Source organism: Kitasatospora sp. NPDC059817 (assembly GCF_042731835.1).
In the GTDB taxonomy this organism is placed as follows: domain Bacteria; phylum Actinomycetota; class Actinomycetes; order Streptomycetales; family Streptomycetaceae; genus Kitasatospora.
Genome location: NZ_JBHWIR010000204.1, coordinates 1 through 12,632, shown reverse-complemented (window position 1 = coordinate 12,632; position 12,632 = coordinate 1). Strand labels below are relative to the sequence as shown.

5 protein-coding genes are annotated in these 12,632 nt (G+C 72.6%); 3 read left to right on the top strand and 2 right to left on the bottom strand.

All coding sequences use genetic code 11. The annotated features are described in order from the left end of the window. Positions 1–336: 336 nt before the first annotated feature. Together ACFV61_RS30275 and ACFV61_RS30270 are read left to right on the top strand one after the other, a co-directional pair. Entirely contained in the window at positions 337–1,491 is a 1,155-nt protein-coding gene (locus ACFV61_RS30275) for an ATP-binding protein (protein WP_380495073.1), read from the top strand. A gap of 314 nt (positions 1,492–1,805) precedes the next feature. After that, complete coding sequence (locus tag ACFV61_RS30270; protein WP_380495071.1) at positions 1,806–9,389, top strand: LamG-like jellyroll fold domain-containing protein; 7,584 nt, start codon at positions 1,806–1,808, stop codon at positions 9,387–9,389. 165 nt (positions 9,390–9,554) lie between these two features. Here the strand turns inward: ACFV61_RS30270 and ACFV61_RS30265 are convergent, their stop codons facing one another. Beyond that, positions 9,555–11,081 (bottom strand): MFS transporter, encoded by a 1,527-nt coding sequence (locus ACFV61_RS30265; RefSeq protein WP_380495069.1) that lies wholly within the window; start codon positions 11,079–11,081, stop codon positions 9,555–9,557. Continuing rightward, entirely contained in the window at positions 11,078–12,373 is a 1,296-nt protein-coding gene (locus ACFV61_RS30260; RefSeq protein ID WP_380495067.1) for a hypothetical protein, read from the bottom strand. Before ACFV61_RS30260 ends, ACFV61_RS30265 begins: the two co-directional genes overlap by 4 nt. A 155-nt stretch (positions 12,374–12,528) precedes the next feature. Between ACFV61_RS30260 and ACFV61_RS30255 the strand changes: the two genes are divergently transcribed. Continuing rightward, positions 12,529–12,632 (top strand): helix-turn-helix domain-containing protein (locus ACFV61_RS30255; RefSeq protein ID WP_380495076.1); only part of this gene is annotated, 104 nt, incomplete at its 3' end.

Genomic DNA, 12,632 nt, shown 5'->3' with positions numbered 1-12,632 from the left:
CGCCTGGGCGCCCCGCCCCCGTCGATGACCGCGCGCCCCCGCCCCCGCCCGCGCGGCGCCGGGCCCCCACGGTTCAGGCGTCATCCACGACCGCACCGGGGCGACGTGAAAATTCTTGGAACTCGTGGCCCCGCAGCCGCCCGGAACGGTGCCGCAGACGCCCCTCGGAGGGCCGTGGCCGGATCTCGGCGGCAGTGCGCAGCCGTCCCGGCCGGGCGCTCGCGGTTGCCTCTCAGGAGCCCGTCAGTGGCCTCGCCAAACTGGCTCTGACCTAGTGTTTTCTCGGAAATCTCCTAGGCTGGGGGAGCTTTGTCGGGCACCTTCGGAGGGGACATCATGGGCGAGGAATCAAAGGCGTACGACGGCAGCAAGATCGTGGTTCTTGAGGGCCTGGAGGCCGTTCGGAAGCGGCCTGGGATGTACATCGGATCGGTCGGTGAACGCGGCCTGCACGACCTGGTGTTCGAGGCCGCCGAGCGGGCGCTGGACGAGATCCTCGGCGGCACCGCCAGCCGTGTGGAGATCACCCTCACCGCCGATGGTGGCGTCCGCGTCGCCGACGACGGCATGGGCGTCCCGGTCGAGCACGCCGGTCACAGTGACGGCCCTGCGCTGGAGACCCGGTTGACCGTGCTCTGCTGGGGGGCGCAGCCTGCCAACCGGCGCTCGCTGCTCGGCGGTTACTTCGGCGTGGGACTGGCCGTCGTCAACGCGCTGTCGGACCGTCTGACGGCCGAGGTGCGGCGCGACGGCGCCCGCTGGGTGCTGGAGTACGAGCGAGGTGTGGCTGTCGCGACGCCCGCCCACGCTGGACCGGCCGACGGCAGCGGGACCGCGATCACCTTCCGGCCCGATGCCGAGATCTTCGAGACACTGGAGTTCTCGTTCGACGCGCTGGCCGAGCGCTTCAGGGAACTGGCCTTCCTGAACCGGGACTTGGACGTCACTCTGACCGATGACCGCGACCCCGCGGCGCCCCGGGCCGTCCGCTTCCGGTTCCCGGGCGGACCGAGGGACCGCATCGCTGAGCAGGGCGCCGCCCCCCTCCACCCGGACGTGATCGGCTTCGAGCGCGAGTACTCCGAAATGGAGGGAAGTGTCGAGGTGGCCTTCCGTTGGTGCGACTCGCGCGAGGAGCGGGTCGCAAGCTACGCCAACAGCCGGCCGACCACCTGCGGCGGCACGCACGAGCTCGGCTTCCGCGACGGCCTGGCGGCCGCGCTCAACGCCCATGCCCGCGAGGAGCAGTTGCTCATGCCGTCCGACCCCGACCTCACCCCCGCCCAGCTCGGCGTGGGCCTGACGGCGGTCGTGTCGGTGAAGCTCGATCGCCCCGAGTTCGAGGGGGCCACCCGCGAACGACTGGGCAGCGGGCCCGTCCGCGCCTGCGTCGCCGAGGCCGTCCGCGAGCACCTGGCCGCCTGGCTCCGCGTCAACCCGGCGCAGGCGACCGCCGTCCTCGCCCGGATCTCGATGACCACCGGCCACTGACAGCACACCGAAGACACCGAAGCCCAGGTCGGGATTGGTCCCCGGCCTGGGCTTTTCGGTGGGCGCGGACGATCCCGGCGACCCCGCCAGCCACAGGGCGCGGCCGATCTCAAAACCCCGCAGGGCCGTGACCTACCGGCGACCGCCCCCCGCCCGGAGTGCCCGGAGCGCCCGGGCCGGATGGCGTGATCGGCCATGTTCCGTGGCCCGAAAGTATCTTGATGATCAGTCACGTCCGGTGAAAGCGTGGGCACGTTCTGTGTTGATCGCGTGGCCGTCGGTAGCCCTTCGGCCACCCGGCATGAGGTGGCAGCTTGACGGAGACGCAGCACCTGGCGAAGGTATACAGCGACCGCGCCTACGTGCACACCACGACCGTGCGGCACCAAGGCAGTACGGTCGCGTTCGCGATGGACGACCAACGGCGGATCGTCTACAGCGTCCTGGACCTGTCGCAGCACGACGAGGCGAAGGGCGAGGCGGACGCGGCGTACTGGTCGGAGGACCCGCTGGCGTTGCGTTTCCCGACGGAGGTGGCGAGGGTCGGCTACGCGGTGGCGGGCGCGGTGCGGATGCCCGTCGTCAAGCGCGGCGGCCGGGTCGAGGCGGACGCGGCGGAGCGGCTGGAGGACCAGGAGCTGGACCGGTTCCTGTCCAGCACCGCCCGGCTCGGCGCCGCCGCCCCCTTCCAGGTCCTGTCCGACGGCACCCACGTGTACGTGCTGCGCCAGTCGGTGCGCGCCGACCACCCGGACGCGGTGTTCCGGCTCGCCGACGGCGCCGGTTCCTCGGGCGACCCGGCCCGCACCGACTACCTGGCCAAGGGCGGCGAGGGCAAGGTCGCGGCGGTTGACGCCACCCTGCTGTGCGACCGGTTCGTGCTGGCCGGCGGCGAGTTGAAGCCGGTGCTGGAGGTCCGCTACCGGCGCAGCCGGCACAAGGGCCGCCCGGACTCCGCCAAGGACAGCCTCGGTACGCAGGACATGGAGGGCCGGCCGTTCGTCGAACCGACCCAGGAGTTGTCCTTCGTCCGCAACCTCTCCGAGGGCCGGTTCACCGCCCTGCTGGTGCCCACCGCCGTGCACGGCCGGGAGCGCTGGCAGCTCTTCGCGCACAACGACGCCACGGGCCGGATCGACGGCTTCAGCGTCGAGCGCGGCCGGGACGGCCTGTTCAGCACCCAGGGCACCCAGGCCTGGACCAGCCCCGACCCGCGCCACCGGGACGCCGTCTACGAGAGCGCGCCCGGCACCTGCCCGTTCACCGGCCGTCCGCTGGTCCCCGCGGCGGGCGGGGGCGGCCGGGCGGGGACGGCCCTGCGCTTCGACGGTGTCGACGACGTGGCCGAGCTGCCGAGCAGCGCCCTAGACCTGGCCGACTCCGACTTCACGGTGGAGTTCTGGGCCCGGCGCACCGCCACCGGCGGCCGTGAGGACTTCCTGATCGGCCACGGCGCCTCCAAGGGCGTCCGGCTGCGCACCCTGCACATCGGCTTCCGCCCGGACGACACCTTCACCTTCGCCTTCTTCCACGACGACCTGGACATCCCGCAGCGCACCACGGACACCGACTGGCACCACTGGGCCTGCGTCTTCGCCCGGGACACCCGCGAGCAGATCGTCTACCGCGACGGCGTCGAAGTCGGCCGCCGCACCACGGACATGCCGTACGCCGGCCTCGGCGGGCTCACGTTGGGGCGCGGTGCCCGCTCGTTCGGGCGCGGCGAGCTGGACGAGGTGCGGATCTGGCTCCGCCCTCGCAGCGGTCCGGAGATCGCCGCCGACCGCGGCCGCCGTCTGATCGGTAACGAGCCCGGGCTGGCCGTCTACTACCGCTTCGACGAGGGCTCCGGCACCACGCTGCACGACCAGACCGATCACGGCCGGCACGCGAAGCTGAGCGGCGGCCCCGCCTGGGTCACCTCCGAGGCCCCCGTCGGCGAGGACTCCGGGGTGAGCCGCAGCAGCTTCGCCTTCGCCGGGCGCCGGGTGGTCTCCGGCCTGTCGGCGCTGCTGCACCACCAGCAGGAGGCCGCGCCCGCCGGCTACGACCAGACGTCCAAGCCGGTCAAGCGCCAGGCCAGGGTGCTGCTGGCCTGCACCACCGGCGGGCCCGACCCGGTGACCGGTCAGGCCACCGACGAGGCCTACGTCGCCACCCTGGACCTCGGCGTGGGCCGGGACGGCCGGCTGGCGCAGGTCCCGGAGGAACTGGCCCTGCCGGTGCTGGCCGCGCCGGAGTCCAGCGGGAACGTGGACGCGGCCGGGGAGGTGGACGCCCAGGTGGCCCGGCTGACCCGGGACATCGCCGCCACCGAGGCCGAGATCACCCGCCTCCAGCTGGAGACCGCCGAGACCCCGGACGTCGAGCGCCAACGCGCCGAGGCGCGCACCGAGTTGGAGAGTGACGTCACCTACTGGCGCTACCGGCTGCGGTTCAAGCTGCAGAAGGACGGCAAGGACCAGTACCTCGCGGTGCAGGGCGACCGAACGGACAGCGTCGCCCCGCTGGTGCGCACCGCCGACAGGCAGGCCGCGTCGACGGTCTGGACCTTCGAGCCGACCGGCACCACGCTCAACGGCTACCCCTGCTGCTTCGTCAGGAACGCCAACTCCGGACTCGACATGAACGTCGACAACCGGAGGACCGGCGACGACATCCCCCTGATCCAGTACCGCCGGGAGGCGGACAACGCCGCCACCCACTTCGCGCTCGACGGCTGGAACGGCAACAGCCTGGTGGCCCGGCACAGCTACAAGCTGGTCGCGGCCCGGGACAGCCAGGGCGACCGCATCGTCCAGTACGACTACGCGGCGGCGAAGGACTCCGGCGAGGGCGTCCTGCTCCTGGAGCGGATCGGCAACTCGCTGAAGTCCAACCCCACCACCGACCGGCTGAGCCGGCAGATCTCCGAGCTCACCGAGCGCCTGGAGCTCCTCGCCACCAAGCAGGACCGGCTCACCCAGCTGCGCCGCGACCTGACCGCCCAGCAGGCCGGCCTCGCCGCCAAGCAGGAGGAACTGGGCCGGCTCACCGGCGGCGTGCGCGGCTCCGACGACATCGCCCTGCCGGTGCCGCAGCTCGCCGTCGACCGCACCGGGCTGAGCGGCTCCGGCGCGCTGCTGGGCTTCGCCCGCGCCGCTGACCGCCCGTTCCTGCTGGACAGTGCCACCGGCAACGTCGTGCTCTACTTCCGGGGCTCCAACGGCCAGTTCTTCGCCGCCTACTACGACAGCCAGGTGCTGCGCTCCTCCCGGCAGTTGGCCGCCGGCGGGCGGACGGTCTCCTTCACGGCCCGGGACGCCAACACCGACCTCACCGGGACCGCGATCACCGTCGAGGCCGGGGACGGCCCGACGCAGGTCACCCTCACCGTCCGGCACGATGGCCAGATTGAGAAGTGGTCGCACCTGCCCCGCCGGGCCGAGGACTTCGCCGCCGTGGTCAACGGCGCGGCCGAGCAGCCGGTGACGATCGCCACCGTGTTGCGGATCGACGGCGACGTGGTGCAGTTCACCGAGGGCACCCTCGCCCCGCTGTCCGGCCCCGGCTTCGTGACCGTCGGCGGCCACGGCTTCCGCTTCGAGGGCAGCCACCCCGCCGGATCGAAGTCCCTGCGCCTGGGCGCGGGCGCGGACCAGACCCTGCTGAAGCCCGGGATGAGCGTGCAGCGGGTGCGCTACGACCACCGCTGGTCCGAGTCCTCGCAGCCCGGCAGCGCCCTCGCGGAGGGCTCCCGGCTGATCACCGTCGACCCCGGGGGCCTGGCCGAACTGCCGCTGGGCAGCGCGGACGGCCTGGTGCGCGGCCACGGCGGGCGCTGGCGGGCCGACATGCCGGGCCGGGCCTACGCCTTCGACGGCAAGGGCCGCTTCCTGGCCCTGCCCGCCGGGCAGCTGCCCCGGGCGGCGACCCCGGGCGACCTCACCCTGGAGGCCTGGGTCAACCCGGAGCGGGTCGAGGGGCCGGTGCGGCTGCTGCACGCCAACGCCGGGGACACCCCTTACGGCCTCGGCCTGCTCGGCACCCAGGCGACCTCAGGGCTGGTCTTCGACGGCACGGACGACGCCGCCGTGGTGCCCGACGCCTTCGGCTTCGGCGACGGCGACTTCACGGTGGAGTTCTGGGCCCAGCGCACCAAGGTCGACAGTCGGCCGCACATGCTGCTCGGACACAGCGGCACCGAGGGGCGCGCCAACGAGACCCTGCAGATCGGCTTCCGAAAGAACGGCTTCTTCACGTTCGCCTTCTACGACGACGACCTGGACACCACCAAGCGGTTCTCCGACACCAAGTGGCACCACTGGGCCTGCGTCTTCCAGCGGGAGACCCGCCAGCAGGTGATCTACCTGGACGGCCAGGAGATCGCCCGGCGCACCGCCAGTGCCCCGTACCGCGGGCAGGGCCGGCTCTCGCTGGGCACCGTGCTGTGCTGGCCCGGCGACTTCGCCGCCGTCCGGCTGGACGAGGTCCGGCTCTGGTCCAAGGCGCGTGGCGGCGACGAGCTGCGGGCCGACCAGGGGCGGCGGCTGAGCGGCAACGAGGCGGGGCTGCTCGGCTACTGGACGTACACGGCGCCCGCTCCCGGCACCCCGGCCGTCCTGACCGACCGCTCCGGAAACAACCGGCACGCCGAACTGCGCGGCATGCCGAAGCCCGTCCCGGCCCGCTCGCCGATCGCCGACGCCGGCTGCCGGGCCGTCGCGGTCGTCGGCGACCGCAGGGTGGTCAGCCGGGAGACCTTCCCGCTGCGCGAGTGGAGCCACCTCGCCCTGGCCTACCAGCAGTCCTGGGCGGTCGAGTTGAGCGGCGACGCCCACCTGGAGGTGCCGGACGACGACGCGCTGGACATCGCCGACGACCTGACCCTGGAGGTGTTCGCCCGCGTCGACCGCCTCGGCGAGACCCAGGGCCTGCTCTCCAAGGGCCGCACCGCCGACGGCATCGGCGGCAGCGTGCCCTACCGCCTGGCCGTCCTCCCGGACGGGCGGCTGGAGTTCGCCTTCGAGGAGCCCGACGGCCGGGCCGTGCGCTTCACCTCCACCGAGGGCGTGCGGGCCGGGCAGTTCCACCGCATCGCCGTGGTCCGCAAGGGCGGCCGCTCGATGCAGGAGCAGAAGGGCACCCGGCAGATCACCGCCACCGGCGCCGACGGCAAGCCCGTCACCCAGAGCGTCGAGCTGGTCGAGTCGCTCGCCGTGCGCGAGTGGCAGGACATCCGCTTCCACCTGGACGGCCGCGAGATCGGCGCCGGCCGCTACGAGGGCCCCGGGCCGCGCGGCAACGACGCGCCGCTGGAGCTCGGCCGGGCGCGCGAGGGCGCCACCGTCCAGCAGCTGACCGGGGTGCTCGCCGAGGTCCGGATCTGGGGCGCCGCCCGGGACGCCGCCCGGCTCGGCACCGCCGTCACCGCCCGCGACCGCGGCCTGGTCGCGCACTGGCGCTTCGAGGAGAACACGGGCAGCACCACGGCCGACGCCACCGGCTCGCACCCGGCCCGGCTGCGCGGCGCCCGCTGGGTCCGCAACCCCGACCCGCGCGGCAGCGTCTTCCGGCTGTACCGCAACGGCGTCGCCGTGGCCTGCGACCCGGCCGGCACCCCGGGCCTGCCCGCCACCGCGGGCCTGCCCGACACCGCCGCCTTCGCCGAGAACGGCGATGCACAGCTGACCCTGGGCGCGGTGCTCAAGCGCGGCAAGCCCGCCCAGGCGTTCGAGGGCGTGCTGGAGGAAGTGCGGATCTGGCGCACCGCCCGCACCCACGAGCAGCTGCTGGACAACCTGTTCACCCGGCTCAAGGGCGAGAAGGAGGACCTGGTCGCCTACTGGCCGTTCGACCGGGACTCCACCGAGGCCCGCACCGCCCAGGTCCGCGACGAGGGCCTGCGCGGCAACCACCTGGAGTTCGGCCCGGAAGCCAGCCGCCCGCGCACGGTGCTGTCCAGCGCACCGGTCTCCAACGACGCCGCCCAGGTCCGATCGGCCCTGGCCGGCCTGCGCACCCCGTTCCACCAGAGCATCTCGGCCGCCCCGGCGGTCGCCGAGTACGCCGACATGCAGTACGGCTCGCGCGGCGAGGCGTTCGGCGTCCTCAAGCGCGCCTACAGCTACCTCCAGGACGGCCGCTGGCACCTGATCACCGGCTACAAGGTCGGCGAGCTGGTCAGCGAGTGGGTCAGCCAGATCCAGTTCGACCCGCAGCTGATCGGCTACGTCGAGGGCGCCCCGCCGATCCCCTCGGAGAACCTCACCGCCGGCCTGACCGACCCGGGCAGCGACACCTTCGAGGGCGCCTCCACGGTCAAACTCACCGAGGCCGAACAGGTCGTCCGCTCGCTGTCCTCCGCCAAGGAGCGCAGCGTGGACGCCGCCTTCGGCTTCGCGCTCTCCAACGAGGTGGACGTCGACGTCTGGATGATCACCGCCCCGCTCGGCTTCGGCATCGCCAAGTCCATCGCCAAGGGCGGGGTCTCGGCGAGCGTGCGGGGCAACCTGGAGTTCTCCAACAGCTGGGCCGAGGACACCTCCGTCTCCCAGGGCGAGAACACCGCCCGGACCACCAAGGTCTCGCTCACCGGCCACTGGGAGGACCCGGGCCGGGTGCTCAACCCCACCGCCGGGCGGCGGTACGTCCCGGCCAACACCGGCTTCGCCGTCGTCCAGTCGCAGACCGCCGACGTCTTCGCGCTGCGCCTGGCGCACAGCGGCGCGCTGGTCGCCTACCGCATCCAGCCCAACCCGGACATCCCCAAGGACTGGAACGTCGTCCCCTTCCCGATCAACCCGCGCTACACCAAGCAGGGCACCCTGGACGGCACCGTCGGATTCGACGCCCGCGGCAAGGTCGCCGACCCCGACTACCAGGGGGCCCGCGACCGGGGCGAGTACAGCTACTTCAAGCCCCGCGAGGCGTACGCGCTCAAGCGCCGCATCCAGCGCGACCAGCAGCGCCTGCACAGCTACTACGACAGCGTCTCCACCGAGACCCACGCCCCCGACCCGCTCGCCCAGCGGGCCGGCCGGGTGCTCGGCGGCGCGATCGGCGCGGACGCCTCGCCGGCCCGCGGCCGGGACGCCACCGACAGCGCGACCGGGCAGGGCTTCTCCCGCCGCGACCTCGTCAACACCTACGTGTGGACGGCCGCCGGGGGCTTCTTCGCCGAGACCACCGAGACCACCGACGTGGTCAGCGAGACCACGGCCGGCTCGTACTCGCTCTCCGGTTCGGTGGGCACCTCGATCGGCACCTCCTTCCAGATCGCCGGCATCGGCATCGGCGCCCAGCTCGACGCCTCCGTCGGTGGCGGGATGACCACCACCCGGGCGCGCGGCAAGGAGGCCACCCGCTCCTTCGGCCTGGAGGTCGAGGTCGCGCCCAGCAGCAACCTCCAGAGCTACGACGGCGACCGCAACCCGGTCTTCGACCGCGACGGACAGCCCGTCAAGGTGCCCGGCAAGGTCGACGCCTACCGCTTCCTCAGCTTCTACCTCGGGGAGGACAGCGAGCACTTCGACAGCTTCTTCCACAAGGTCGTCGACCCCCGCTGGCTGGAGAACGGGCACGACCCCAACGCGGCGGCGCTGCGCCAGGCCCGCCAGTCGGACCGCAAGCCGCCGTGCTGGCGGGTCCTGCACCGGGTCACCTTCGTCAGCCGGGTCCTGCCCGACATCCCGCCGGTCGACGCGCCCCCGCTGGAGAAGGCGATGCGGCAGCTGGACGTGGAGAGCAACTACGAACTCGTCCGCCGCCTCGACCCGTACGTGAAGGGCGCGGCCACCGGCCTGCCCGAACTGGCCGAGGCCACCCGCACCACGCTGGCCCGGGAACTGCCGGAGCTGCTCCCGCACGCCGACGACGTGATCGGCTTCCTCGCCCAGTACTACGGCGTGGAGGCCTGAGCCCCGGGCCCTGGGACCTGGCACCTGGGCCCTGCACACGACCTGCCCGCTGATCGCCCCGGGGACGCGCCCGTCCCCGGGGCCTGGCCCGGCTCCGGGGCTGGGAATTGATGGTTGTTCAGCCTCATCGGTGAGGCGGCCGGTCGGTCCGGTCGACGACGCCTGTCATGTCCGTTCGTTCGGCTGTCTCCTGCTCGGGGTGCTGCTCGTTCCCGAACCCGACGGGGCCGAGGACGTCGAGGCGTTTGCGGCTGCGCCGGGTGTTCCGGACCACGTCGACGTCCTCGTCGGGGTGGCCAGGAGGATCGTGGCCAGGGTGAGGGCGGCGGCCAGCCAGGTGGTGGTGTGGAAGGCGTCGGTGAAGGCCTGGGCGGTTTCCGGGGAGGCGCCAGCGTCGAGCGGGGACGATGACGTGCCCGGGGGGAGGAGCAGTCGGTAGGCCACCGTGGTGACCGTGCCGAAGACGGCGATGCCCAGGCCGGCGCCGGCCTCGTAGGCGACGGACTCGATGCCCGCCGCCGCGCCCGCCTGGGAGGACGGCGCGGTGGTCATGATCAGGTTCGAGGCGACCATCTGGACCAGGCCGTGGCCGAACCCGATCAGGGCCAGTCCGAGCGGGACCACCGTGCCGGAGGCGGCCAGGACGTATCCGGTCGCCGCGAGCAGCAGGCCGGCGGGCACGCCCGCGCGCGGTTGTCCCAGGCGGGAGAGGAGCAGTCCGCCCACCGGCCCCGCCACCGTCGCGGCCAACGGCATCGGGATCAGGTACAGCGCGGCGGCCTCTGCCGACAGGCCCTTGGCGATCTGCAGGTACTGCACCAGTTGGAGTTCGAAGCCGACCATCACCAGCACCGGCAGCACCGAGGCCACCACTCCGGCGCGCAGTCCGGGCAGCCGGAACAGGGACAGATCCAGCATCGGGTGCGGCATCCGCTGCTGCCGTCGCACGAACAGCACCAGCGCGGTCAGGCCCGCCGCTGCCGGCAGCACCACCTCCGGGATGCCGACGCCGTCGTGGGTGAAGGCGATGATGGCGTAGGCGCAGCCCAGGAATCCCACCATCGAGAGCAGGGGCGAGGTGGCCTCCCACGGTTGCCGCTCGGACTCGACCTCGTTGCGCAGCAGCAGTGCCACGGCGGGCACGGCCAGTGCCACGATCGGCAGGTTGACCAGGAAGATCGAGCCCCACCAGAAGTGTTGGAGCAGGAAGCCGCCGGCCACCGGTCCCACTGCCGAGGCGCCGGCGGCGACCGCGCTCCACGCTCCGATGGCCACCGCGTGGTCGCGGCCGTCGCCGAAGGTCTGCCGGATCAGCGCCAGCGTGGCCGGGATGATCATCGACGCGCCGATCGCCAGCAGGGCCCGGGCGCCGATCAGGGCCGGCGGACCGGGTGCCACCGCGCACAGCGCGGAGGCCGCGCTGAAGACGCCCAGTCCGGCCAGCAGCAGCCGCTTGTGCCCGATCCGGTCGCCCAACGGCCCGCTGACCAGCACCAGTCCGACCATCAGGAGCGAGTACACGTCGACCGCCCACAGCAGTTCGGTCGGGGAGGCCTGCAGTTCGTGGGCGAGGGTCGGGACGGTGATGGTGAGGATGGTGACGTCCACGGCGGCGGGCAGGAAGCACAGCAGCACCACGGTCAGCACCAGCCAGCGCCGGGCCGTCCCGACCACGGGCAGCGGGCTGCTCACCGGCCGAGGTCCAGAGCCGTCCTGGCTCGGTCGATCAGGTCGTGCAGTTCGGCGAGGCTGGGGGCGTAGAACATGCAGCTCAGTCTGCCAGTTTGAAGGTCCGTCAGCTCGGTCGGGACCACACCTCGGTCGGCGTGTCGGGGCGAGGCCACGAGCGGTCCGAGCAGGCGCAGCACTTCCGGCAGGTACAGCCCGGTCGGCAGGCCGTAGAAGTCGTAGTTGCCGACCGCGTGGGTGTCGAGGTAGCCGGGGCCGATGAGGTGCTCGCCGAACTCGTGCACGTGACTCGACCCGGTACGGCGGGCGTTGAGGTCGTGCAGGTAGACGACGCCGTCGCGGGCGATCGCGTCGATGCCGAATCGCCCGCGGTAGCCGCGCCGTTGCATCTCCTCGCCCAGCAGGAGTCCGCCCTCGGTCAGCGGGCGGTACCACCATGCGCGGCGCAGTTCGCGCGCGGTGACGTTGCCGCGCAGGTGCGTGGCGCCCTCGAACAGCATGTCGGTCGTGTAGCAGAGGTGGGGCGGGGCGTCCGCCGGCACCATGTACTCCACGGACGGGAAGGTGATGTCGCCGTGGAGGAACTCCTCGACGACCACCGGGTCCTCGTCGTAGAACGTGCTTCCGGCCAGGCGTTCGGCGATGTCGTCGTCGCCGGGCCGGAAGATCAGCAGGCCGAGGCTCGCCTCGCCGCGATCCGCCTTGACGATGCACGGCGTGCCGGTCGCGAGCATGTCCCGGACGGCGGCCGGCACGTCCTGCTTCCCGGCGCAGTGCGTGCCGGGCGGGATGCGGCAGGGTCCGTCGGTCATGCCGAGGTCGGTGGCCAGGTCGCGCAGGCCGGTCTTGGTGTCCAGCAGGTCGCGCAGGGACTGCTGCGGCGGGCTCTCCGGCAGCTCGGTCACCACGTCGTACCGGCTGCGCAGGGCCTCGGTGAACCGCCACAGGTCGGCGGTGGTGGTGTGCGGGATCAGCCGGAGTCTGCGGCCCGGCCCGGCGTGGGCGGCCACGGCGGCCATCAGTTCGGGATCGGCGAGCATGTCGGCGAACAGCGAGCCGGTGCGGCCTGCCGGGCTGAGGTTCACCACACCGTCGATCTCCAGGAACTTCCGCTGCCAGTCCAGGTCTCCGATCGGCTCGTAGGTGATGAGCATCTTGTCCAGCGGCCCCCAGAACAGCGCCTGGTCCTGCTGGGCGTAGCACTCCGACAGCAGTTCGTCGACGTCGTCGGCGCGGACGGCGAAGTCGCGCAGGGTGTCGACGGCGTTGCTCACGCAGAGGGTGGGCACGGTCATCATGGACCTCCGTGGATACCCCCGGCTTCAGCCGGGGGAGGAATTGGACTGCCCGCGTAGCGGGTCAGGTGGCTGCGTTTCGCCCCCGGGGCGGACCGCAGTGCTGTGACGTGCGGGAATCGAGCTGCACGGATTGCCCCGCTAGGTTGTGGGTCATGACCGCAACTCACGTGAAGCGGGCGTTCAAGTACCGCTTCTATCCGACGGATGCGCAGGCGGCTGAGCTGTCGCGCACCTTCGGGTGTGTGCGGAAGGTCTA

Excerpts from the sequence above, each read along its gene's own strand:
- ACFV61_RS30275 (WP_380495073.1), top strand. The coding sequence starts at position 337 with ATGGGCGAGGAATCAAAGGCGTACGACGGCAGCAAGATCGTGGTTCTT.
- ACFV61_RS30260 (WP_380495067.1), bottom strand. The coding sequence starts at position 12,373 with ATGACCGTGCCCACCCTCTGCGTGAGCAACGCCGTCGACACCCTGCGC.